The organism is Spirillospora sp. NPDC048823, from assembly GCF_043198445.1.
GTDB lineage: Bacteria > Actinomycetota > Actinomycetes > Streptosporangiales > Streptosporangiaceae > Spirillospora.
This window is the reverse complement of record NZ_JBICUT010000001.1, coordinates 39515-63709: the sequence shown is the minus strand read 5'-3', so window position 1 is coordinate 63709 and position 24195 is coordinate 39515. Positions and strand designations below refer to the sequence as shown.

General features: G+C 70.0%; 20 protein-coding genes. 12 read left to right on the top strand and 8 right to left on the bottom strand.

All coding sequences use genetic code 11. From position 1 onward, the window contains the following. Nucleotides 1-120 precede the first annotated feature (120 nt). The 5 genes from ACGFK0_RS00250 to ACGFK0_RS00230 are packed head-to-tail and all read right to left on the bottom strand — an operon-like array spanning nucleotide 121 to nucleotide 5585. Nucleotides 121-1554, bottom strand: a complete 1434-nt coding sequence (locus ACGFK0_RS00250) for a rhamnulokinase family protein (protein ID WP_392897788.1) — start codon at nucleotides 1552-1554, stop codon at nucleotides 121-123. Continuing rightward, on the bottom strand, nucleotides 1551-2201 hold the full coding sequence (locus ACGFK0_RS00245; RefSeq protein ID WP_392897785.1) for a lactate utilization protein C: 651 nt from the start codon (nucleotides 2199-2201) through the stop codon (nucleotides 1551-1553). The genes ACGFK0_RS00250 and ACGFK0_RS00245 overlap by 4 nt, the downstream gene beginning before the upstream one ends. Next, nucleotides 2198-3757, bottom strand: coding sequence for a LutB/LldF family L-lactate oxidation iron-sulfur protein (locus ACGFK0_RS00240; RefSeq protein ID WP_392897782.1), 1560 nt, complete (start codon nucleotides 3755-3757; stop codon nucleotides 2198-2200). Before ACGFK0_RS00240 ends, ACGFK0_RS00245 begins: the two co-directional genes overlap by 4 nt. Continuing rightward, on the bottom strand, nucleotides 3754-4467 hold the full coding sequence (locus ACGFK0_RS00235) for a (Fe-S)-binding protein (protein ID WP_392897780.1): 714 nt from the start codon (nucleotides 4465-4467) through the stop codon (nucleotides 3754-3756). Before ACGFK0_RS00235 ends, ACGFK0_RS00240 begins: the two co-directional genes overlap by 4 nt. After that, entirely contained in the window at nucleotides 4464-5585 is a 1122-nt protein-coding gene (locus tag ACGFK0_RS00230) for a LacI family DNA-binding transcriptional regulator (protein ID WP_392897778.1), read from the bottom strand. The genes ACGFK0_RS00235 and ACGFK0_RS00230 overlap by 4 nt, the downstream gene beginning before the upstream one ends. Nucleotides 5586-5954: 369 nt before the next feature. Between ACGFK0_RS00230 and ACGFK0_RS00225 the strand changes: the two genes are divergently transcribed. The 8 genes from ACGFK0_RS00225 to ACGFK0_RS00190 all read left to right on the top strand — a co-directional run bounded on the left by ACGFK0_RS00225 (nucleotide 5955) and on the right by ACGFK0_RS00190 (nucleotide 16269). Further along, entirely contained in the window at nucleotides 5955-7508 is a 1554-nt protein-coding gene (locus tag ACGFK0_RS00225) for a sugar ABC transporter ATP-binding protein (RefSeq protein WP_392897774.1), read from the top strand. Nucleotides 7509-7512: 4 nt separating this feature from the next. Next, on the top strand, nucleotides 7513-8682 hold the full coding sequence (locus tag ACGFK0_RS00220; protein WP_392897771.1) for an ABC transporter permease: 1170 nt from the start codon (nucleotides 7513-7515) through the stop codon (nucleotides 8680-8682). Then, nucleotides 8679-9677 carry an ABC transporter permease gene (locus tag ACGFK0_RS00215; RefSeq protein WP_392897768.1) on the top strand — a complete coding sequence of 333 codons (999 nt, stop codon included), beginning with the start codon at nucleotides 8679-8681 and terminating at the stop codon, nucleotides 9675-9677. The genes ACGFK0_RS00220 and ACGFK0_RS00215 overlap by 4 nt, the downstream gene beginning before the upstream one ends. A gap of 92 nt (nucleotides 9678-9769) precedes the next feature. Next, nucleotides 9770-10867, top strand: a complete 1098-nt coding sequence (gene rhaS, locus ACGFK0_RS00210) for a rhamnose ABC transporter substrate-binding protein (RefSeq protein ID WP_392897766.1) — start codon at nucleotides 9770-9772, stop codon at nucleotides 10865-10867. 4 nt (nucleotides 10868-10871) lie between these two features. Beyond that, nucleotides 10872-11210, top strand: a complete 339-nt coding sequence (locus ACGFK0_RS00205) for an L-rhamnose mutarotase (protein WP_392897763.1) — start codon at nucleotides 10872-10874, stop codon at nucleotides 11208-11210. Nucleotides 11211-11238: 28 nt separating this feature from the next. Continuing rightward, entirely contained in the window at nucleotides 11239-12420 is a 1182-nt protein-coding gene (rhaI, locus tag ACGFK0_RS00200) for an L-rhamnose isomerase (RefSeq protein ID WP_392897760.1), read from the top strand. Nucleotides 12421-12439: 19 nt separating this feature from the next. Further along, nucleotides 12440-14581, top strand: a complete 2142-nt coding sequence (gene rhaD / locus ACGFK0_RS00195) for a bifunctional rhamnulose-1-phosphate aldolase/short-chain dehydrogenase (RefSeq protein WP_392897758.1) — start codon at nucleotides 12440-12442, stop codon at nucleotides 14579-14581. Nucleotides 14582-14826: 245 nt separating this feature from the next. Continuing rightward, a complete protein-coding gene (locus tag ACGFK0_RS00190; protein WP_392897755.1) occupies nucleotides 14827-16269 on the top strand; it encodes an arabinose isomerase in 1443 nt (480 codons plus the stop codon). 155 nt (nucleotides 16270-16424) lie between these two features. Here ACGFK0_RS00190 and ACGFK0_RS00185 read toward each other — a convergent pair whose 3' ends face one another. Both ACGFK0_RS00185 and ACGFK0_RS00180 read right to left on the bottom strand, forming a co-directional pair. After that, nucleotides 16425-16922, bottom strand: a complete 498-nt coding sequence (locus tag ACGFK0_RS00185; RefSeq protein ID WP_392897752.1) for a DinB family protein — start codon at nucleotides 16920-16922, stop codon at nucleotides 16425-16427. A 28-nt stretch (nucleotides 16923-16950) separates the two neighbouring features. Continuing rightward, nucleotides 16951-17874 carry a LysR family transcriptional regulator gene (locus ACGFK0_RS00180; protein ID WP_392897749.1) on the bottom strand — a complete coding sequence of 308 codons (924 nt, stop codon included), beginning with the start codon at nucleotides 17872-17874 and terminating at the stop codon, nucleotides 16951-16953. A 311-nt stretch (nucleotides 17875-18185) separates the two neighbouring features. On the opposite strand from ACGFK0_RS00180, the gene ACGFK0_RS00175 reads away from it, so the two are divergent. From ACGFK0_RS00175 to ACGFK0_RS00160, 4 genes are all read left to right on the top strand, one after another. Further along, nucleotides 18186-18605, top strand: coding sequence for a transposase (locus ACGFK0_RS00175; RefSeq protein WP_392897747.1), 420 nt, complete (start codon nucleotides 18186-18188; stop codon nucleotides 18603-18605). After that, nucleotides 18602-19084, top strand: a complete 483-nt coding sequence (locus ACGFK0_RS00170) for a hypothetical protein (RefSeq protein WP_392897744.1) — start codon at nucleotides 18602-18604, stop codon at nucleotides 19082-19084. The genes ACGFK0_RS00175 and ACGFK0_RS00170 overlap by 4 nt, the downstream gene beginning before the upstream one ends. Nucleotides 19085-19646: 562 nt before the next feature. Beyond that, complete coding sequence (ltrA, locus tag ACGFK0_RS00165; protein WP_392897742.1) at nucleotides 19647-21095, top strand: group II intron reverse transcriptase/maturase; 1449 nt, start codon at nucleotides 19647-19649, stop codon at nucleotides 21093-21095. Then, nucleotides 21038-21841 carry a transposase gene (locus ACGFK0_RS00160; protein ID WP_392897739.1) on the top strand — a complete coding sequence of 268 codons (804 nt, stop codon included), beginning with the start codon at nucleotides 21038-21040 and terminating at the stop codon, nucleotides 21839-21841. Before ltrA ends, ACGFK0_RS00160 begins: the two co-directional genes overlap by 58 nt. Nucleotides 21842-22313: 472 nt before the next feature. On the opposite strand, the gene ACGFK0_RS00155 is transcribed toward ACGFK0_RS00160, so the two are convergent. Beyond that, complete coding sequence (locus ACGFK0_RS00155) at nucleotides 22314-23645, bottom strand: DUF222 domain-containing protein (RefSeq protein WP_392897737.1); 1332 nt, start codon at nucleotides 23643-23645, stop codon at nucleotides 22314-22316. Nucleotides 23646-24195: the final 550 nt, after the last annotated feature.

Sequence of the window (24195 nt, the reverse complement as noted above, 5' to 3'; positions counted from 1 at the left end):
CGTTCACTGCCATCAACCGTCCTGGGGGGCCGCATGTCAACCTCGGGAGGGTAAACCGTCTCGTCGTCGTGACATCCTTATCCGGCCCGGCCGGCTCCGTCAGCGCCCCAGGCCGATCCGTCAGCGCTCCAGGCCGAGATGGGCGGCGGCGGCCGCCCATGCGGACTCGTCGCCGGACGGTGCGTAGCGGCGCAGCGCCTGCGTCCCGGCGACGAGGGCACGGGCCTCCGCCAGGTCTCCGATGACACCGTGCGCACGGGCCTGGATCAGGACGTTGCCGAGCGCGGTCGCCTCCACCGGGCCTGCGACGACCGGGAGGCCGGCCGCGTCGGCGGTCAGGCGGCACAGCAGGTCGTTGCGGCTGCCGCCGCCGACGAGATGGACCGCGTCGATCTCCCGGCCGGACAGCCGGGACGCCTGGCGGAGTGCCGCGCGGTGCGCCAGGGCGAGGCTGTCCAGGATGCAGCGGACCGTCTCGGCGCGGGTGACCGGCGCGGGGAAGCCGCGGCGGCGGCAGTGCGCGGCGATGCGGGCGGGCATGTCGCCGGGCGGCAGGAACTCCGGGTCGTCGGGGTCGATGAGGCGGCGCAGGCCCGGGACGTGCTCCGCCTCGGCGAGCAGGGCGGGCAGTTCGGCGTCGCCCCAGGTCCGCAGGGACTCCTGGAGGAGCCACAGGCCCATCACGTTGCGCAGGTAGCGGACCGTCCCGTCGACGCCGCCCTCGTTGGTGAAGTTGGCCTTGCGGCTCGCCTCGGTCAGGACGGGCGCGTCCAGTTCGACGCCGACCAGGGACCAGGTGCCGCAGGAGATGTAGGCGAACCGTTCGCCGGTGTCGGGGACGGCGGCGACGGCGGAGGCGGTGTCGTGGGAGCCGACGGCGGCGACCCGCAGACCGGGGTGGCCGGTCTCGCCCGCCACGTCCCCGCGCAGGGTCCCGACGATCTCACCCGGATTCCGCAGGGGCGGCAGGATCTCCGCCGGAAGGTTCAGGCGCGTCAGCAGATCACGCGACCAGGTGCCGCCGCGGACGTCCAGCAGGCCGGTCGTGGACGCGTTGGTCCGCTCGGCGCCGATCTCTCCCGTCAGCCAGTAGGCGAGAAGGTCGGGGATCAGCAGCAGCGTGCCCGTCCGGGACAGGTCGTCCGCCACCAGCTGGTAGATCGTGTTGAACGGGAGGAACTGCAGACCCGACGTCCCGTAGAGGAGGTCGTCGCTCAGCTCCGCGCGCACGCGGTCCATGACGCCGTCGGTGCGGGCGTCGCGGTAGTGGACGGGGTTTCCCAGCAGGCGCCCGCCCGCATCCAGGAGGCCGTAGTCGACGGCCCACGAGTCGATGCCCACCGAGGCCAGCCCCGGCGGGGCCGAACGCAGACCGTCGAGGACGTTGCCGTAAAGCCCGAGGATGTCCCAGTGCAGAGTGCCGTTGACGCGGACGGGACGGTTGGCGAAGCGGCGGATCTCGTCCAGTTCCAGGGTGTGCGGGCCGACACGTCCGGCCATGACGCGCCCGCTGGACGCCCCGAGGTCGACGGCCGCGAAGGTCGCGAGGCTCATGAGACGACGAGTACCTCCAGCGTGCGCGGGCCGTGCACGCCCTCCACCCGTGACAGCTCGATGTCGCTCGTGGCGGACGGGCCGGACACCAGCGTCAGCGGCCGGTGGGGGTCGAGCCGTTCCAGGGCCTCGGGCACGTCCGGCTCGACCTGATCGGCGAGGACGACGATCAGGTGGTAGTCGGGGACGAGCGACAGCGCGCGGGGCCCCTGCGCGGCGCCGTGGTCGAGGACGACCGTGCCGGTCTCGGCGATCGCGGCGGCGCAGCCGGTGACCGCGCCCGCCAGACCGTCCAGCGACGCGATCTCCGGGTCCCGGACGAGCGGGACGCCCGTCCCCGCGACCGGCCGGGTCGCGGCGAGCCATTCGGCGGGAAGGTCGCCGGGCACGCCGTAGGTTCCGGGCCGGGCGGAGAGCCGCTCCGCGATCGCCGCCGGCACGCCGGACGGGGAGACCCGCAGGACCGTCGCGCGGTAGTCGGCGACCCGCTCGGCGAACAGGTCGAGGACGCCCGCCGCCGCCGACCCGTCGTGGTGGCGGCGCAGGTAGTTCCGGTCGATCCGGCCGTAGGAGGCGGCGACCTCGGCGGCCGGGCGGGTGGGCACGATCTCCCCGATCCGGCCGAGGATCTCCTCACGCGCGTTCACGGGTTCCCCCCTGAGTGATCTTCTCCGGCTCTGCGTTCCCCGCGGCGTCCGCCGCGTCCGTCTTCGCGTCCGCCAGTGTCTTCGCGTCCGCCAGTGTCTTCGCGTCCGCCCGTGTCTTCGCGTCCGCCCGTGCGGGCCCACCAGGCGCGGAACGACTCGGGCGGTGGCGCGGGGGCGTCCCGCGTCTCGGTCCACGCGCCGAGCGGGCCGGGCAGCCGCCGGATCCGGCCGCCGCGCGCCACGACGCGGCGGCTCGCGGACGCGGCGCGCTGCGCGAGCCCGAGCCGGGTGGGGGAGCGCAGCGTCCACCCGGCCGCCGTCATCGCGACCCGCTCCAGCGGATGGCGGGGGCCCTTCTCGACGGCCCGGGCCCGCAGATGGACGAGCACCTCCGGGATGTCGATCGCGACGGGGCACGCGTCGAAGCACGCCCCGCACAGTGTCGACGCGTACGGCAGCGAGGCGTCCACGTCCGACCCGATGCCCCTGATCTGCGGGGACAGGATCGCGCCGATCGGCCCCGGATACGGCGACCCGTAGGCGTGACCGCCCGCGCGCTGGTAGACCGGGCACACGTTCAGGCACGCGGAGCAGCGGATGCAGCGCAGCGCCTGCCGGCCCACCTCGTCGGCCAGCGTGTCGGTACGGCCGTTGTCCAGCAGGACGAGGTGGAAGTCGCGCGGGCCGTCACCGGGGTGCACGCCCGTCCAGGTGGAGGTGTAGGGGTTCATCCGCTCGGCCGTGGACGAGCGGGGCAGCAGCTGCAGGAACACCTCCAGGTCCCGCAGGCTCGGGACGATCTTCTCCACGCCCATCACCGAGATCAGCGTCTCGGGGAGCGTGAGGCACATCCGCCCGTTGCCCTCCGATTCCAGGACGACGAGGGTGCCGCTGTCGGCGACGGCGAAGTTCACGCCCGACACGGCGACCTTCGCCGACAGGAACTTGGCGCGCAGATGCCGGCGGGCCGCCTCCGCCAGCGCGGCGGGGGAGTCGGTCAGCCCCTCCGGCACGTCCTCCATCTCGCGCAGGAAGATGTCGCGGATGTCGGCGCGGTTCCGGTGGATGGCGGGGACGAGGATGTGCGACGGCCGGTCGTCGCCGAGCTGGACGATCAGCTCGGCGAGGTCGGTCTCGTAGGCGGTGACGCCCTCCCCGGCGAGGAACTCGTTCAGGCCGATCTCCTGTGTGGCCATCGACTTGACCTTGACGACCTCGGTCTCGCCGGTCGCCTTCACGAGGCCGGCGACGATCCGGTTCGCCTCGCCCGCGTCCCGCGCCCAGTGCACCGTCCCGCCCGCCTCGGTGACCTTCTCCTCCAGGAGGCGCAGGTAGTGGCCGAGGTTCTCCAGGACGTGGTCCTTGATCTGCTTGCCCGCCTCGCGCAGCTCCGGCCAGTCGCTCAGCTCGGCGACGGCGGACTCGCGCCGGCCCCGGATCGTGGTGGTCGCGTGGGCGAGGTTGCCGCGCAGCCGCGTGTCGGCCACCGCGCGGCGGGCCGCGTCCGGGAAGGACGGCATCCCGACGTACGTGGGCATCGCGGAACCGGAGGTCATGAGGGGTCCTCCTCGGTGGAGGCCAGGATCTCGGCCAGATGGACGGTCCGCACGCCGGCGCGGGTCCGGGTGAGGGCGCCGCCGATGTGCATCAGGCAGGAGTTGTCGGCGGCGCACAGCGTCTCGGCGCCGGTCTTCCGGACGGCGGTGACCTTGTCGGCGCACATCGCGGCGGACACCTCGGAGTTCTTCAGCGCGAACGTCCCGCCGAACCCGCAGCATTCGGCGGCGTCCGGCAGGTCGGCCAGGTCGATGCCGCGGACCTCCCGCAGCAGCCGCAGCGGCCGGTCCCCGACGCGCAGCATCCGCAGCGAATGGCACGTCGGATGGTAGGTGACGCGGTGCGGATAGTAGGCGCCCACATCGGTGACGCCCAGCACGTCCACGAGGAACTCCGACAGCTCACGCACGCGCGACGCCACCCCGGCGGTCCGCGGCGCCAGCTTCGGATGCCAGTCGCGGATCATCGCGGCGCATGACGCGGACGGCGTCACGACGGCGTCGTAGGGCTCGAACGTCTCCGCGAACCCCTTCACCAGGTGGAGGGCCTGCCGCCGGTAGCCGGTGTTGAGGTGCATCTGCCCGCAGCACGTCTGCCCGGCCGGGAACTCGACGTCGTGGCCGAGCCGCCGCAGCAGCCGCACCATCGCCTTGCCCGTCTCCGGGTACATCGTGTCGTTCACGCAGGTGAGGAACAGTGCGACCTTCATGTGGTGCCTCCCGCGGTGCCCGCGTCGCCTCCGGTCCCCGGCCGGCTGGATTCGCGGACCACCAGCTCGGGCTGGAACATGACCTGCTGGTGAGCATGCCCGCCCGCCTCGTCGCACTCCTCCAGCAGCAGCTCGGTCGCGATCCGGCCGAGCTGGTAGGTGGGCTGCCGCACCGAGCTCAGCGGGACCGCGGCCGCCGCCGAGAACTCGATGTCGTCATACCCGATCAGCGCGATGTCGGCCGGGACCTTCAGCCCGGCCTGCAGCAGGACGCGCAGCACCCCGAGCGCGAGCAGGTCGTTCGCGCAGAAGATCGCGTCGGGCAGCGGCGGGCCGGCCTCCAGCAGCCGCCGCGCCGCCTCCTGCCCGGACCGGGCGTTCATCGCCCCGACGGTCACCTCGCGCATCACCTCGCGGCCGAGACCGGCGGCGCGCAGGGCCCGCAGCGCGCCCTTGCGGCGGTCGGTGCACTGCCGCAGCACGCTGGGCCCGGTGACGAACGCCAGCGTGCGGGCGCCGCCGTCCAGCAGCTCGCCGACCGCGAGTTCGCCGCCCGCGACGTCGTCGACGGCGACCGAGCACTGGTTCGCGCGGGGCGTCGGATGGTCGAGCAGCACCACGGGGACGCCCCGCTCCTGCAGCCGGTCGGCGGCCTCGCCGTCATCGCCGACCGGGGTCAGCAGGACGCCGCGGACCCGCTGCTCGGCGAGCACCCGCAGGTTGCGCTGCTCGCGCTCGTCCGACTCGCCGGACGACGACAGGATCACCGCGTAGCCGCGTTCGCTGGCGATGTCCTCGACGCCGCGGGCGACGTCGGTGAAGAACGGGTTGGCGAGGTCGAGGACCATCAGCCCGATCGTGCTGCTGTGCCCGGCGCGCAGCGTCGACGCCGAGCCGTTGCGGACGAACCCGAGCTCGCGGATGGCCTGCTCGACCCGGATCCGGGTCGGCTCGGCGACCCGCTCGGGCCGGTTGAGCACGTTGGACACGGTGCCCGGTGAGACGCCGGCGTGCGCCGCGACCTGCTTGATGCCGACGGTCCGGCTGAGGGGCCCGGGACGCCCGGTGCCGTCCGTGCGGCCGTCCGTGCGGCCGTCTGTGCGGCCGTCTGTGCTCAATCTGTGTGCCCCCGGTCCGTCCGCGTGGTGGTGCCGCTTCAGCGTGATCACCGAGCTGTGGTCGTCGAGCTGTGGTGGGTGAAGTGTGGTCGGTGAAGTGTGGTCATCGAAACTGTGGTCATCGAATTAAAACGTGTCAAGCCCGCTGTCGCCGCGCCGGGGTACCGGACGGGGCCGCGAGCCCCGCCCGCGAGTGACTTCGAAATGCGCCGCGCCCCTGTGTCGACGCGGTTCTCGCTGGATCGAGCCGAATCTGGAGGCCGGTTCCCTCTTGACGGCTGCGCGGCCTGACTCTAGCGTCCTCCGCAACATCTCGTTAAAACGTTTTTCATCAGTACGTCATAGACCTGCCCCGCGAGGAGGGCCGCGATGGGTGCACCCGGCCGGTCGGCACCACCGACATTGGCACTGGTCAACGTGAGCAAGTCGTTCGGTGCTGTGCGCGCCCTCCAGGGCGTCACCCTGGAGCTGTACCCGGGCGAGGTGCACGCCCTGGCCGGCGAGAACGGCGCCGGCAAGTCCACGGTCGTAAAAACGTTCGCAGGGGTGTACCGCCCCGACGCGGGCGAGGTGCGCGTCGACGGCGAGCCGGTGACGTTCCACGGCCCCGCCGACGCGCAGGCCGCCGGCGTCGCCGTCATTTACCAGGAACCCACCCTGTTCCCCGACCTGTCGGTCGCCGAGAACATCTTCATGGGCCGCCAGCCGCGCACCCGTTCTCTCCCCTCGGGGCTCGGCCGCATCGACCGCCGCGCCATGCACGCCGAGACCGCGAAGCTGTTCCGGCGCCTCGGCGTCGCGCTCGACCCGCAGCAGCCCGCCCGCGGCCTGTCGATCGCCGACCAGCAGGTCGTCGAGATCGCCAAGGCCATCTCCCGGGACGCGCGGGTCCTCATCATGGACGAGCCGACCGCCGCGCTCACCGGCCAGGAGGTCGCCCGCCTGTTCGCCGTCACCCGCACCCTGAGCGAGCACGGCTGCGCCGTCCTGTTCATCTCGCACCGGCTGGAAGAGATCTTCGAGCTGTGCCGCCGGGTCACGACGCTGCGCGACGGCGCCCACGTCGGCACCGACCCGACCGACGGCCTCACCCCCGACGACCTCGTCCGCCGGATGGTCGGCCGCGACCTCGACACCCTCTACCCCAAACAGGACGTGACACCCGGAGAGGTCGCGCTGAAGGTCAGCCGGCTGACCCGCGAGGGCGCCTTCACCGACATCTCCTTCGACGTCCGCCGCGGCGAGATCGTCGCGCTGGCCGGGCTGGTCGGCGCCGGCCGCAGCGAGGTCGCCCGCGCGATCTTCGGCGTGGACCGCTGGGACGCCGGGAACGTCGAGGTCACCGGCCGGCCGCTGCCCCCGGGCAGCCCGACCGCCGCGATGTCGGCGGGCCTCGCGCTCGTCCCCGAGGACCGCCGCCAGCAGGGCCTGGTCATGGACATGTCCATCGAACGCAACATGGGCCTCACCCAGCTGCGTACGCTGCGCCGCGAGACCGGCCGCGGCGGCCTGATCTCCCGGAAGGTGGAACGCAGCCGCGCCGCCGACTGGGGGCTGCGCCTCCAGCTCAAGTACTCCCGGCTCACCGACGCCGTCGGCGTCCTGTCGGGCGGCAACCAGCAGAAGGTCGTGCTCGCCAAGTGGCTGGCCACCGAGCCGGCCGTCCTCATCGTGGACGAGCCGACCCGCGGCATCGACGTCGGCACCAAGGCCGAGGTGCACCGGCTGCTGTCGGAGCTCGCCGCGCAGGACCTCGCCGTACTGATGATCTCCTCCGACCTGCCGGAGGTGATCGGAATGGCCGACCGCGTGCTCGTCATGCACGAGGGCCGGCTCACCGCCGAGATCCCCCGCGCGGACGCGACCGAGGAGAGCGTCATGGCCGCCGCGACCGGCCGCGCCGGCACCGGAAAGGCGGCCTGAACCGATGACCGTACTCACCCAGTCACCGGCCCGGCCGGGATCGGGCGGTGCCCGCGGGGGCGGGCGCCGCCTGGTCGAACTGGTGCTGCGCGCACGCGAGCTCAGCATCCTCGGCGCCCTGGTCGTCCTCGTCGTCGGCACCACGATCGCCAACCCTCGGTTCCTGTCGGAGCAGGGCGTGAAGGACATCTTCCTCAACGCCTCGATCCTGGTCCTGCTCGCCGTCGGGCAGAGCATGGTCGTCGTCACCCGCAACATCGACCTGTCGGTCGGCTCCGTCGTCGGGCTCGTCGCGTTCACCGCCGGCAAGTTCGCCTCCGGCGGCGACCGGAACGTCGTGCTCGTCCTCCTGGCCGGCGTCCTCATCGGACTGGCCTGCGGGCTGGTGAACGGCCTGCTCGTCAGCTTTTGCCGGGTGCCGTCCCTGGTCGTCACCCTCGGCACGCTGTACGTGATCCAAGGGCTCGACTACCGCATCGCCCACGGCGACCAGATCAGCGCCTCCGAGCTTCCCGCGTCGGTGCTCAGCCTCGGCAACGACGGCATCCTCGGCATCCCCTACCTGCCGATCATCACCGTCGCCGTGATGCTGGCCGCCGGCTACTACCTGCGCTCCTACTCGTCCGGACGCGAGTACTACGCGATCGGGTCCAGCCCCGAGGCCGCGATGCTCGCCGGTGTGTCGATCCGCCGCCGCATCCTCACCGCCTACCTGGTCAGCGGAGCGCTCGCCGGCCTCGCCGGGGTGCTGTGGCTCGCCCGGTTCGGCACCGTCGTCGCGGACGCCGCGCACGGCTGGGAGCTGACGGTCGTCGCCGCCGTCGTCGTCGGCGGCGTCGCGATCACCGGCGGCGTCGGCACCGTGTACGGGGCGGCGCTCGGCGCGCTGCTGCTCACCACCATCGGCAGCGTCCTGGTGGTGCTCAAGGTCAACTCGTTCTGGCAGGAGGCGATCACCGGCGTCCTCCTGCTGCTGGCCATCAGCGTCGACCGGCTGCTGGCGCTCCGCGTCACGCGGGCGCTGAAACAGCGGTCCCTGGAGTCGACCGCGCACCACGACGTGGCGGCGCGGCCCAACGGTGATGCGCAGGCCGATCGGGACGCGCGCCGGGACATGGACACGGCGGCCGGGACCACCGAGACCACGGCTCCGGAAGGGAAGGGCCGGTCATGAGCCGACTGGGACACCTGGTGCGGTGGGAGACCGCCATCACCGCGCTGCTGATCGCGGTCTTCTTCGGCGGCGCCGGATTCTCCCCCGACTTCGCGAGCAACGGCAACCTGTCGTTCGCGCTGCTCGACCTCAGCGAGATCGCGCTGATCGCGCTGCCGATGACGCTGCTGGTCGTGTGCGGGCAGGTCGACCTGTCGGTCGCCTCCATCCTCGGCCTGTGCAGCGCGCTGACCGGCAAGATGTGGGACGGCGGCATGGCGATCGAGACGATCATCCCGCTGGTGCTGGTCGTCGGCGTCGTCTGCGGCCTCGTCAACGGGCTGCTCGTCACCAGGCTGGGGCTGCCGTCCCTCGCCGTCACGATCGGCACGATGACCCTCTACCGCGGTCTCGCTTACGTGACGCTCGGGACCGGCGCCATCTCCGAGTTCCCGTTCACCTACACCGACCTCGCGACCTCGTCCATCCCCGGTACCCCGATCCCGTACCCGATCGCGCTGTTCGTCCTGCTCGCCATCGCCACCGGCGTCGTCCTGCACGCCACCGGCATCGGACGGTCGCTGTTCGCGATCGGCGCGCAGGAGGACGCCGCCTACTTCGCCGGCATCCGCGTCAAGCGCATCAAAATGATCCTGTTCGTGATGTCCGGCCTGGTCGCCGGGTTCGCCGGCATCGTCTACACGCTCCGCTACGGCAGTGCCCGCGCCGACAACGGACTCGGCCTGGAACTGGCCGTCATCGCGGCGGTGCTGCTCGGCGGCGTCGACTTCGAGGGCGGCAAGGGCACCCTCGGCGGCGTCATCGCCGCCGTGCTGCTGATCGGCCTGCTGCGCAACCTGCTGATGCTCAACGACGTCTCCACCGAGGTCCAGTCGATCGTCACCGGCCTCCTGCTCATCATCAGCGTCCTCACGCCACGGCTGATCGCCGTGGTGCGCGAGGCCCAAGGCAGACGGAGGGGAGCGCGACCTGCCACCCCCGCCGCCGCGCCCTAGTCCGGGGGGCGACCCCCGCAAGCCCCCCGCCGCGTCCACCCACCCCGTCCACCCACCCCCGAAGCACGACACGGATTGTGAAAGGCACCCAAATGACCACTCGTTCGCGCGCCCCGCGGCGGCTGGCGGCCCGGTTGACGGCCACAGCCGCGGCCGGTGTCCTGGCCCTCAGCCTGGCCGCCTGCGGCGGAACCACCAAGGATTCCTCGTCCGCCTCCGGGGAGGGCAAGACCGGCGGGAACGCCACCGCCGACCCGAACGCGCCCCTCAAGAAGGGCCTGAAGATCGCGTTCCTGCCCAAGCAGGTCAACAACCCCTACGAGACGATCGTCGACAACGCCGGCATCGCGGCGGCCAAGGAGTTCGGCGCGGAGGCCAAGGAGGTCGGCCCGTCCGACGCGTCGGCGTCCTCGCAGGTGTCCTACATCAACACGCTCATCCAGCAGCAGCACGACGCGATCCTCATCGCCGCCAACGACGAGAACGCGGTGTGCGGCCCGCTCAAGCAGGCGATGGCGAAGGACATCAAGATCGTCGCCTACGACTCCGACACCAACCCCGAATGCCGGGACGTGTTCATCAACCAGGCCAGCTCCGAGGAGATCGGCCGCAGCCAGGTCAAGCTCCTCGCCGAGCAGATCGACCACAAGGGCGAGATCGCGATCCTGTCGGCGACCGCGAACGCCACCAACCAGAACACCTGGATCGAGTTCATGAAGGAGGAACTGAAGAAGCCCGAGTACGCCGACATGAAACTCGTCAAGGTGGCCTACGGCGACGACAACGACCAGAAGTCGTTCCAGCAGACGCAGGGCCTGCTGCAGGCGTACCCGAACCTCAAGGGCATCATCTCGCCGACCACGGTCGGCATCGCCGCCGCTGCCCGCTACATCTCCGGCTCCGAGTACAAGGGCAAGGTCGTCCTGACCGGCCTCGGCACCCCGGACCAGATGCGCAAGTTCATCAAGAACGACACGGTCGAGTCGTTCGCGCTGTGGGACCCGAAGGACCTCGGCCACCTCGCCGCCTACGCGGCGGCGGCGCTGGCGTCCGGCCAGATCACCGGCAAGCAGGGCGAGACGCTGAAGGCCGGCAAGCTCGGCGAGCGCACCATCGGCGCCAACGGCGAGATCATCCTCGGCCCGCCGACGGTCTTCGACGCCAAGAACATCGACGAGTACCACTTCTGAGCACATGGACACGGACACTTCGCGCAAGAAGCGGATCTGCTTCCTGCTGAAGGTCAGGCAGGACCGCCTGGAGGAGTACAAGCTGCGCCACCAGGCGGTCTGGCCCGACATGCGGGCCGCGCTCCGCGACACCGGCTGGCACAACTACTCGCTGTTCCTGCGCGAGGACGGCCTGCTCGTCGGCTACCTGGAAACCGACGACTTCGAAGCCGCGCAGGAGCGCATGGCCCGCACCGATGTCAACGCGCGGTGGCAGGCGGAGATGGCGCAGTACTTCGAGGACCTCGACGGCCGCCCCGATGAGGGGATGCGGCCGCTCCCCGAGGTCTTCCACCTGGATTGAGTGAAGTGCTGGATTGAGAGAGGTAATCGTGAACGACACCAGCGCGGTGAAGCAGGCCCTGCGCCGCCAGCAGATCGAGACTCCCTCGTGGGCCTACGGGAACTCGGGGACCCGTTTCAAGGTCTTCGCCCAGCGGGGCGTCCCCCGCACCCCGCAGGAGAAGATCGACGACGCCGCGCAGGTGCATCGCTTCACCGGTGTCGCGCCCAGCGTGGCCGTGCACATCCCCTGGGACAAGGTGGACGACTACGCCGCACTGGCCGCACACGCCGAAGAGAAGGGGGTACGGATCGGCGCCGTCAACACCAACGTCTTCCAGGACGACGACTACATGCTCGGCAGCGTCACCAACCCCGAACCCGCCGTCCGCCGCAAGGCCCTCGACCACCTGCTCGAAGCCGTCGACATCATGGACATGACGGGTTCCCGCGACCTGAAGCTGTGGTTCTCCGACGGCACGAACTACCCGGGGCAGGACGATATCCGCACCCGCCAGGACCGGATGGCCGAAGCCCTCGCCGCCGTCTACGAGCGGCTCGGCGACGACCAGCGGTTCCTCCTGGAGTACAAGCTGTTCGAGCCGGCGTTCTACATGACCGACGTGCCGGACTGGGGCGCGTCCTACGCCCACTGCCTGAGGCTCGGCCCGAAGGCGCAGGTCGTGGTGGACACCGGGCACCACGCGCCCGGCACCAACATCGAGTTCATCGTCGCGTTCCTGCTGCGGGAGGAGAAGCTCGGCGGGTTCGACTTCAACTCCCGCTTCTACGCCGACGACGACCTGATGGTCGGCTCCGCCGACCCGTTCCAGCTGTTCCGGATCATGTACGAGGTGGTGCGGGGCGGAGGCTACCCGCTGCCCGGCCGGACCGCGGAGACGGGCGTGGCGTTCATGCTCGACCAGTGCCACAACATCGAACCCAAGATCCAGGGCCAGATCCGCTCGGTGATGAACGTCCAGGAGGCCACGGCGAAGGCGCTGCTGGTCGACCGTGAGGCGCTCTCGGCCGCGCAGACGTCGGGTGACGTGCTCGAAGCCAACGCGGTCTTCATGGACGCCTACAACACCGACGTCCGCCCGCTGCTGGCGGAACTGCGCGAGGAGATGGGCCTGGCGCCGGACCCGGTCGCCGCCTACAAGGCGTCCGGGTACTACGAGCGGATCGCCGAAGAGCGCAAGGACGGCCACGCCGCCGGCTGGGGCGCCTGACGTGAAGGAGAACGAACCGATGACGTCCACCCCACGTGAGGTGGAGCAGCTGCTGGAACGCGCCAACACCCTCGGCTCGGACCCGCGCAACACCAACTACGCGGGCGGCAACGCCTCAGCGAAGGGGACCGTCACCGACCCGGTGACGGCCCGCGACGTCGAGCTGATGTGGGTGAAGGGGTCCGGCGGCGACCTCGGCACCCTCACCGAGGCGGGCCTGGCCGTGCTGCGGCTCGACCGGATGCGCGCCCTCGCCGACGTGTACCCGGGCATCGAACGCGAGGACGAGATGGTCGCCGCGTTCGACTACTGCCTGCACGGCAAGGGCGGCGCGGCCCCGTCCATCGACACCGCCATGCACGGCCTGGTCGAGGCCGCCCACGTCGACCACCTGCACCCCGACTCCGGCATCGCGATCGCGACGGCGGCGGACGGGGAGGAACTCACCCGCCGGATCTTCGGAGACCGGGTCGCGTGGGTGCCGTGGCGGCGTCCCGGCTTCCAGCTCGGCCTGGACATCGCCGAGATCAAGAAGTCGAACCCGCAGGCGATCGGCGTCATCCTCGGCGGCCACGGCATCACCGCCTGGGGCGCGACGAGCGAGGAGTGCAAGGCCAACTCCCTAGACATCATCCGCACCGCCGAGGCCTACATCGCCGAGACCTGCGCCGCAAAGACCCATACCGCCGAGCACGGGACCGGCGAGCACGGGACCGCCGAACACGGGACCGCCGAACACGGCGCCGCCGAACACGGTGAGGCGGACCCGTTCGGCGTCGTCGTCCACCCGCCGCTGCCGCACGAGAAGCGCCGCGCCCGCGCCGCGGCGCTGTTCCCGCTGCTGCGGGGGCTGGCGTCCACCGACCGTCCGCAGGTCGGGCACTTCACCGACAGCGACACCGTCCTGGACTTCGTGTCCCGCGCCGAGCACCCCCGGCTCGCCGCGCTCGGCACATCGTGCCCCGACCACTTCCTTCGCACCAAGATCCGCCCGATGGTCCTGGACCTGCCGCCGGACGCCCCCCTCGACGACGTCCGCACCCGCCTCAGGGAACTCCACACCGCCTACCGCGAGGAGTACACGGCCTACTACGACCGGCACGCCACCCCCGGGACTCCGCCGATGCGCGGCGCGGACCCGGCGATCGTGCTGGTCCCCGGCATCGGCATGTTCAGCTTCGGCGCCAACAAGCAGACGGCGCGGGTCGCCGGCGAGTTCTACGTCAACGCGATCAACGTGATGCGCGGCGCGGAGGCCCTGTCGTCGTACGCGCCGATCGACGAGGCGGAGAAGTTCCGCATCGAGTACTGGGAGCTGGAGGAGGCCAAACTCCGCCGGATGCCCAAGCCGAAACCGCTCGCCACCCGGGTCGCGCTGGTCACCGGCGGCGGCTCCGGCATCGGCGCCGCCACCGCCCGCCGCCTCGCCGCCGAGGGCGCCTGCGTCGTCGTCGCCGACCGGGACGTCGCCGCCGCCGAGAAGGTCGCCGCCGAGATCGGCGCGAACGCGCCGCGTCCCTTCGACGCCGCCGTCGCCGTCGTCGCCGACGTGACCTCCGAGGACGAGATCGCCGCGGCCGTCCACGACGCCGTCCTCGCCTTCGGGGGCGTCGACCTTGTCGTCAACAACGCCGGGCTGTCGATCTCCAAGCCGCTGCTGGACACGACCACCGCCGACTGGGACCTGCAGCACGACGTCATGGCGCGCGGCTCGTTCCTGGTCGCCCGCGAAACCGCCCGTGTCATGATCGAGCAGGGGATGGGCGGCGACATCGTCTACATCTCTTCCAAGAACGGGGTGTTCGCCGGGCCGAACAACATCGCCTACGGTGCGACGAAGGCCGACCAGGCCCACCAGGTGCGGCTGCTGGCCGCCGAACTCGGCGAGCACGGCATCCGCGTCAACGGCGTCAACCCCGACGGCGTCGTCCGCGGCTCCGGCATCTTCGCCGGCGGCTGGGGCGCCAAGCGCGCCGCCGTGTACGGCGTCGAGGAGGAGAAGCTCGGCGAGTTCTACGCCCAGCGGACGCTGCTCAAACGCGAGGTGCTGCCCGAGCACGTCGCCGCCGCCGTCTTCGCCCTCACCGGCGGGGACCTGACCCACACCACCGGCTTGCACATCCCCGTCGACGCAGGCGTCGCCGCAGCGTTCCTGCGCTGAGCGGCGTCCCTGCGCTGAGCGGCGTCCCTGCACTGAAGCGGCGTCCCTGCACTGAAGCGGCGTCCCTGCACTGAAGCGGCGTCCCTGCACTGAAGCAGCGCCCCTGCACTGAAGCAGCGTCCCTGCGCCGAGGAAGTGTTCCCGCGCCGAGGGAGTCTTCCCGCGCTGGGGAAGTGTTCCCGCGCTGGGGAGGACGCGGGACCGGCCGGGAGCGCCGCGGCCCGTTGACCGACAGGAGGACAGGAATGACAGACAACACCGCCCAGCCGGTGATGCCGCCGGTGAAGGTGCCGCCGGTGAAGGTCGGCCTGGTGGCCGGCGGGCTGGGCGCCTACTGGCCCCAGTTCCCGGACCTGCTGCCGCAACTCCAGCGGTCCGCCGAGCGGGTCTCGGAACGGATGCGCGGCCTCGGCGCCGAGGTCGTCGACGTCGGCTTCATCTCCGACGCGCAGGAGGGTGCGGCGGCCGCCGAAAAACTCCGTGCCGCCGGCTGCGACATCATCGTCGGTTTCCTCACCACCTACATGACCGCGACGATGCTGGTTCCCGTCGCGCAGCGGGCGGACGCCCCGGTCCTGCTGATCAACCTGCAGCCGACCGAGTCGATGGACCACGCCTCCCTCGACACCGGGCAGTGGCTCGCCTACTGCGGCGCCTGCCCGCTGCCGGAGATGGCGAACGCGTTCGAACGCTGCGGCGTCCCGTTCCGCTCGGTCTCCGGATACCTGGAGGACGAGCGGGCCTGGACGAAGATCGGTCGCTGGGTCCGCGCCGCCGGGGTCCGGGCCGCGCTGCGCCGCGGCCGGCACGGCCTGATGGGTCACCTCTACCCGGGCATGCTGGACGTCTCCACCGACCTGACGCTCGTCAGCGCCAACTTCGGCGGGCACGTCGAGGTACTGGAGTTCGACGACCTGCGCGTCCGGGTGGAGAAGGTCTCAGCCGCCGAGGCCGCTGCCAAGAAGGCCGAGGCGGAGAAGATCTTCGAGCTGGACCCGTCCGTCAACGACGACGACCTGACCTGGGCGGCCCGCGTCTCCGCCGGCCTCGACCGGCTCGCGGACGACTTCGAGCTCGACAGCCTCGCCTATTACCACCGGGGGCTCGACGGCGAGATTCACGAGCGGCTCGGCGCCGGAATGATCCTCGGCGCGTCGCTGCTCACCGCGCGCGGGATCCCGGCGGCCGGCGAGTACGAGTTGCGCACGTCCCTCGCCATGCTGATCGCCGACCGGCTCGGCGCGGGCGGCTCCTTCACCGAGCTGCAGGCCCTGGACTTCCAACGCGGCCACGTCGAGATGGGCCATGACGGGCCCGCCCACCTGGCGATCAGCGCCCGCCGTCCGTTGCTGCGCGGCCTCGGCGTCTACCACGGCAAGCGCGGCTACGGCGTGTCCGTCGAGTTCGACGTCAAGCACGGCCCCGTCACCGCGTTCGGCATCATCCAGCGCCGCGACGGCCGCTTCGCGTTCGCCGCGTCCGAGGGCGAGACCGTCGACGGCCCCCTGCTGCAGATCGGCAACACCACCTCCCGCGTCGACTTCGGCTGCGACCCCGGCGAGTGGACCGACGCGTGGAGCGCCACCGGCATCTCCCACCACTGGGCCCTCGGCACCGGCCACCGCATCGCCGACCTGAAGGCCGTCGCCGACCTAATGGAGATCGAATTCGTCGAAGTGAACCCCTGACAGGACGGCTCGCTGGGACGCTCGGCCAAGGGTTCGGCGAAGGGGCCGCCAAGGGTTTGGTGAACGGCTCGGCGGAGGGTTTGGTGAACGGCGTGGTGAACGGCTCGAGCAAGGGTTGGTGAAGGGCATGGTGAACCGCTTGGTGAACGGCTTGGTCAGCGGCCCACCGAACCGTCGATCTGCTCCCGCAGAATGTCGGCGTGCCCGGCGTGACGCGCGGTCTCCTCGATCATGTGGACCAGCAGCCAGCGCATCGAGGGCGGCGGCGACTCCCGCAGCGACCGGGCACACACCCGATCGAGATCCGGGCACCCCGCGATGATCGCGTTGCTGCGGTCGATGGCCGCCTGGTACGCAGCGACGAGACTCTCGGCCGTCTCCTCCTCACGCGGTGGTTCCGCGCCGTCCCACCGCGGAACGTCGGTGCCCTCGTAGGCCCAGACGAACCAGTTCAGTTCGGTGTGCGTCAGGTGCTTGACCAGGCCCAGCAGGCTTGTGCCGGACGCGACCCCGGGCGTGCGCGCTGCCACGTCCGGGACACCGGACGCCTTGGCCATCACCGCGTCCCGCAGATAGTCGAGGAACGCCAGCAGGGTCGTCCTCTCATCGGAGTTCAGACCAGGCGGACGCACATCCCCACGCGGCTCATTCATCCCGCGACCCTACGCCCGGTTCTCACGCCTACGCCCGGTTCTCACGGCGTCCGCCATCCAGGTCGGGCGGCAGGAACGCGCCCTCGTCACGCAGTTCGCGCACCACACGAACGAGCTCCGCGACCGCCGCGCTGGTGTCGTCACGCCGCCACATGAGGCTGCAGTCGATGTGCGGGACGGGGTCGATGAAGTGCCGGTAGACCACCCCGGCGAACGGATTCGCCGCCGCGGCGCTCGGAACCGTGATCCCCAGGGCGGAACCGGCGAGGACGAGCGGCAGCATCCGGTCGAGGCTGGGAATCTCCTGGTGGACGGTGACGGCCGTCCCGAGGGTCACGAGCTGTCCGATGATGCGGTCGTGCAGCAACGGGTTCACATCGCGGGGGACGACGGCGAGCGGCTGGTGCGACAGATCAGCCGGGTCCACGACGGTCCCGTCCGCTAGGGGATGGCCCTCGGTGAGCGCGACCACGAGCGGCTCACGGGCGACCAGCAGGCTGGACAGGCCGGGGCCGACATCCGGCGTCCAGCCGAGCCCCAGGTCAAGGCGATGCTCGGACAGGGCCGCGATCTGCTCCGGTGTCGTCATCGGCCGAGGCGTCACCGTGATGGACGGGGTACGCGGCACCGCGAGGCCGAAGAGCCGGGGGCCGAGATCGTCCGCGTAGCCGACGCGGATCTCCACGGCCCCGCGGGCGGCGCGGCGTCCGACGTCCAAGGCGTGCCGAGCGGCGTCGACGACCCGGCGGGCCTCGGGCAGGAACGCTTCACCGGCCGTAGTGAGGGACACCCGTCGGCTGGTACGCACGAACAGCGGACTGCCCAACTCCCGCTCCAGCCGGCGGACCTGCTCGCTCACCGACTGCTGCGTCACATGCATGCGTGCGGCGGCGCGCCCGAAGTGGAGTTCCTCCGCGACGGCCAGCACATATTCCAGTTGCCGAAGCTCCATGGCCACACCGATCCTACGCACCTCCCCGGGAGTGACGTGCGACGTTGTGAGTGTGGTGACGGTGGGAGTGTGGTGACGCAATGTGGGTGGTGACGCAGTGAAGGTGACGTGGCGCTATTGCGTGGCTGAGCCTACGCGGGGGGCTGATGTTTGTTGTGCTTGTTGCGGTGGCCTTTATCGGGACTATGTGGCTGGGGTGGGTGGACGGCTGAGGTGGCCTCCCCTCTGTGTCAGGCTCAGGTGAGACACGAGGGGATGAAGTTCCCTAACTGATACGGACAGGGCGAGAACGGGTACCGAGCAGAGTGACGATGACCAGCCATGACCTCCCGTCCGATGACGGGCCACGAGCCGGCAGGCCCAAGCGGCGGACCTTCAGCGCCGCCTACAAGCTGCGGATGGTCGAGGAGTATGAGGCGGCCGAGCACGGCGATAAAGGTGCTTTGCTGCGCCGGGAGGGCCTTTACGAGTCCAGCATCCAGTTGTGGCGGCGTCAGCGTGATGCCGGCGAGTTGACCGCGTCGGGCGCGGCTGGGCCGGCCACAAAGAAGGGGAAATTGCCGGAGCAGGCCGAGGTGGAGCGTCTGCGTAAGGAGAACGAGCGGCTGGCCCGCGGAAAAGAGCGGGCGGAGAAGAAGCTGGCGCAGACCGAGGCCGCGCTGGACATCATGGGAAAAGGTTTCGCTCTCTTGGAGATGATGTCCGAGAGAGCGGACAACGAGAACTCGTGAGCACTTGCCGGCACGAAACCCTGGAGCTGCTGTCGGAGCATCTGCCGATCACCGCGAGTTGCGTGCTGTCGGGCGTTCCGCGTGGCAGCTATTACCGGAACCGGCGGTCGCCGGCTGCCGGGGAACGGGCATCGCGTCCGGCGCCGCCCAACGCGCTGAGCCGGGCCGAGCGCCAGGAGCTGGCCGACGTCCTCAACAGCGGCCGGTTCGCCGACAAGGCACCCCGCCAGGTGTGGGCCGCGCTGCTGGACGAGGGCGTCTACCTGGCGTCGGTGTCGACGATGTACCGGGAGCTGCGCCGGCGTGACCAGGTCCGCGAGCGGCGCGCTCAGGCCCGGCACGAGGCGCGCAAAAAGCCCTACCTGGCCGCGCACGCCCCCAACGAAATCTGGAGCTGGGATATCGAGCGCCACGAGGCGCCATGTAACCGAGTGGAGGTGGAAGGACTCCGCCGCCGTCCCGTCGCAGCGGGCCGGTGAAGCTGGGGGCAGCCTGATCCGGGAGACGCCGGGGAGGGTGGTGAGCAGCCCCGACAACGACGGAACGCGCCAGCACTTCCGGATGGTGCGGGTCCGGCAAGCGAGACGGGAAGGTGGACGAGAGGAACCAGCGCTATAACGCCTCTCAAGAGGATTCCACCAGCTCAAACCCGGTGGATATGGGCTGGATGGCGGCGCGCACCCGTCCCCTCATCGCGGGGCGGAGAACTCTTCGGTCGGTTCGATATCGCCGGCCGGGAGGTCACGGTGAAGGTCTGCGGCGTAGCCGTGACGATGCCGCAGGGGTATAGCTGGCCACCTCACCCGACGATCGGTTGATGGTGAACGTGGGAACCGCCCCGTGGTTCCCGTCTCGGCCCGGCCGTCCAGGCTCGGGGGGAGCGGGTTGGCGCGTCGTCGGCCGATGGCCGCGGGGTGGGGCGGAGGACTCGTAGTAGTCGCAGGAGTAACGACCTGCCGTGGAGGGCGGGAAAGCCGCCTGCAGGGCGAAGGGGTCCAGCGGGTTCACGCACGTGGAGTACTGCAAGGGACGGAGACGCTGGTGAATACCGGTGAGCCGTGGCCCGACCCGTTCTGGGCCGAGCGACGGGTACGACGGATGCAGACCAAGCTGCACCACTGGGCGGCCGATGATCCCGGCCGCCGGTTTGATGATCTGTTCAACCTCGTCTATCACCCGGACTTCCTCACGGTGGCCTGGGAGAGGGTGAGGAGCAACAAGGGAGGACGCACTCCGGGGGTGGACCGGGTGATCCCGGCCTTCCTCTGCGGGGACGGCGATGTCGAGGCGTTCCTGAACGACGCGCGTGAGCAGTTGAAGGCACGCACGTTCACTCCGCTCCCGGTGCGGGAACGCATGATCCCCAAGCCGGGCAAGCGGGGCCAGTTCCGGCGTCTGGGCATCCCGTCGGCGATGGACCGGCTGGTCCAAGCCTCCCTTGTCCTGGTGCTGGAGCCGATCTTCGAGGCGGACTTCAAGCCGGTGTCTTACGGCTTTCGCCCGAAGCGACGGGTCCAGGACGCGATCGCCGAGGTCCATTACTTCGGCACCAAGGGCTACACCTGGGTGTTCGAGGCGGACATCAAGGCATGTTTCGACGAGCTGGCGCACTCGGCGATTCTCGACCGGGTGCGGCGGCGGGTCGCAGACAAACGCGTCCTGGCTCTGATCAAGGCGTTCCTGAAGGCGGGCATCATGACGTCGGACGGGCATCTTGAGGACACCACCACCGGGACGCCCCAAGGCGGTATCGCATCACCATTGCTCGCCAATATCGCCCTCTCGGCGCTGGACGAACACTTCTGCGCCAAATGGGACGCCTTCGGCGACAGCAGCGGGCGCTACCGGCACCGCAAGCGCGGCGGAGCCACCTACCGGATCGTCCGTTTCGCGGACGACTTCGTGATCATGGTGCATGGTTCTAAAGAGCAGGCGGACGCGCTCTGGGACGAGGTCCCCGAGGTCCTGGCCCCGCTGGGGCTGCGGCTCTCGGAGGCCAAGACCAGAGTCTGTCACCTCGATGAGGGGTTCGACTTCCTGGGATTCCGCATCCAGCGGCGTCGCAAGAGGGGGACCAACAAGAAATACGTCTACACCTATCCGTCGAAGAAGGCGTTGCTTTCGATCATGGCGAAGGTGCGGGCGCTGACGAACAGATCGCGGTTCACAACGCTCGGCGAACTGCTACGCCAGCTCAACTGGGTGCTGCGGGGATGGTGCAACTTCTTCCGGCACGGCGTGTCCGCGCGGACCTTCCGCTACCTGGACCAGTTCACCTGGAACAGGGTCACGCGGTGGCTGCTCAAACGACACAAAGGGATCAACTGGAAGACCCTCTACCGCCGGTTCCTAACCGCCAGGCCAGGCAACCGGCCCGCCGAGGGCAACATGATGCTGTTCCTCTGCCAGAAAGTAGCGGTCACCCGCTACCGATGGCGCGCGAGCAACATCCCGACACCATGGCCGAACACCACGACCGCAACCGCATAGCCGGAGGGAACCCGTGGAGCGCCGGTTGCGTGGAGACGCGCACGGCCGGTGCGGAGGGCGGGCCGGGGAAACGGGCAGGGAGAGATCCCAGAACCGCGCCCCGGTCCGACCACTACACGAAACTGCAGGGCCCGGGTCTGCGGCAATTCTATGATCTGTATGTGATGCTCGACATTTTCTCCCGCCATGTCGTGCACTGGGAGGTGCACCGGCGCGAGACGGGGGAACTGGCTGAGCAGTTCATGCAGAACTCGTTCATCGCCAACGGCGGGATCGTGCCTGGCACCATCCATTCCGACAACGGGACCTCGATGACCTCCAAGCCGGTGACCGCACTGCTGGCCGACCTCGACATCATCAAGTCCCACTCCCGCCCCAAGGTCAGTAACGACAACCCCTACAGCGAGGCGCAGTTCAAGACCCTCAAGTATTGCCCGGTGTTTCCGGAGAACTTCGGCTCACTCGACGAGGCCGAGACGTTCTGCCATCATTTCTTCGATTACTACAATCACCGGCACTACCATGCCGGGATCGGGCTGCACACACCGTTCAGCGTCCACATCGGCACTGCCGACGCGATCCAGGACAAGCGGGCCGAGACCATCCGGGCGTTCCGCACCCGCAACCCCCGGCGGTTCACCCAGACGCCGGCACTGCCCAAGATCCCGGCGGTCGCGTGGATCAACCGGCCCGACGAGGACGCCACTGACCGGACCGGCCCTGACCAGGACGAACACGCCGCCTAACGATCACTCGCCCCTGTCTCATTTGACTTGACACCTTCCGCCTCTGCGGGTGGGTGCTCGGGTGCGGCTTGGTTGAGGGCTGGAGTCACTTCGGCTGGGGTTGTGTCGTCAGGTGGGTGTACTGGTGCGGCTGGTTGCGGGGTGCGGTTGATGCTGCGCCGGTGGGCGTCGGCGATGAGCGGAGATGGCGGTTGGGCGGCGAAGGCGGGTTGATAGAGGACGCGGCCGGGTGCAGGACGCGAGTGGCTTGGACAGGCGGTTGGTTGGGACACGCGGTTGGTTGGGACACGCGGTTGGCCGGAGGACGGGTAGGCAATTCCACGCTGATTGTGGGCACCGGTGGCTGTGCGGTGGCAGTCACCGCCATTGCTCGTGTTTCGCATTCGGCCAGCCGAACATCGCCAGGCCGGGGTGGGGCAGCGGCTGCCGGGCTGCTGGTGGAAGCGATTGGCACGGTTGATTCCCGCGATGGTCAGGGGCCTGCTGCCTGGCGTCGGCCCCGGGTCGGGTTGGGCCGGTGTCGGCGGGGCCGGGGCTGAACCCTGTGGCTTGCGGTCGGATTCCACAGGTCCGTGGCGGGGGGTGTCGGTGGTGTGGGAGATGGATCATCCGGTGGCCGGACGCGGTATGCGTATCGTCCGTCCTGACCTTTGGTGATGTGGATGAGGGCGGGGTTGGACGCTTTCCAGCGGTTGTGCCAGCCGCAGGCCAAGGCGAGTTTGTCGATGTCGGTGGGGCTGTGTCCGAGGGCCCAGCCGTTGACGTGGTCGACCTCGCACAGTGTTCCGGGGACTTCGCAGCCGTGGACCGCGCAGGTGGGGTAGAGGGTTTCCAGGACGCGCCGTTGGCCGGGGGAGGCGAACCGTTCCCTGTGTCCTAGGTAGAGCGGTGTGTTGCCGCGTCCCAGGATGAGTGGGGAGACTCCGGCTGCCAGGGCGATGCGGCGGGCCTGTTCGGCGGGGATGGGGGTGCCGTCGGTGAGGCGGGCGGGGGCGCCACCGCCTGTGAGGGTGTCCAGGTCGCAGATGACGGTGACCTTGGTGCCCTTGTGCCCGCCGGACAGGACGCTGATGAGCGCGGCGGCGGTGCGTTCTGACAGGTCGCGGCGGTCGTCGGTCCCGGCGGGTTTGGCGAGGGGGGCCAGGGTGCCGTCCCAGATGGCGGCGTCTTCGGCGTTGAGCCAGCCTTTGATGTAGCGGCCGCCGTCCAGGGAGCGGGTGGAGTCGATCCAGGAGCGTTCGTAGCCGCGCCGGGTGTCGTCGTCGGGTGCCTGTTCGGTGCCGTCGCGTTCGGCGATCAGGTCGGTGATCTTGTTGCCGAACGCGGCGACCTTGCCCGCCGAGAACCCCTGGCCGGTCAGGTCGAGCAGGATCTCTTCGGCGGCTGCACAGTCTTCGTCGTTCAGGCGGGCGACGGCACCGGCGATCGTGGCCGCGTACCCGTAGGACAGCTCACCGCAGGCCAGCCGGTCGGCCACTCGCGGGAGACGATCCCGCTGGCGGGCGAGGGCCAGCCGTTCCTTGGCGCGGGACTCCCGCATGCCCATATGCGTTCGTAGCCACGCCAGCGCGGACGGCAGGCCCCACCGGCGCATCTCCCCAGCGCGATCGACTTGGCCGATCAATCCGGCAAGGGTGCTTTCGTGCAGGTCGATGGTGCGGGCCAGTGTCTCGGCCTGCTCCATGCAGACGGCCGGATTGTCGGCCACGGGACGGCGGGCGAGTTCGGCCGCGATCGAGGCGGCCGCGTCCACCAGCTCGCCGGTGGACGCCGACTCGACGTCGATCGAAAGACTCGAACTCACGAACCCATATTATCGAACGTCAAAGATCGAAAAGTCGATATCAGGTTAGAATATTGAGGCTCTCCAGCTACATGACCGATGAGTTGTGCGCGAAGCGGAGATGGGAGATGGGAGATGGGAGAAGCCGGGGCATTGCCGATAATGCTTTTCGTCCGGTTTATTCTCTGAGCTCAGCCGACGCCGACCCGGGCGATGAATACCTAACCCAACCGCCGACCTCAGTCGAAGTGACAGCAATTGGCGCTGACCTGGACGGATCCGCTGAACGGTCAGGGGCCACCGCAACCAGGCACCTGCATCAGCCAACAAATCCGACAAAAGACCACCGCAAGGGACGCGATAAGGCTCAGCCCGCGTGCTCGCCGCCTCGCGGCCTCGCGGCCTCGCGGCCTCGCAGGAGGAGTATCTGTCCGGGTCGTCCGAGTTGGAACGGAATCTCTGCTTATAATCGGGGTGGGCGTCGACCAGCGCGGGGAATTGGTTGCGGACGTCACAGGCCCAGTGCTCTGTGAGATAAGTGCGCAGAGCCTTGCGGAGATTCATGCAGTCG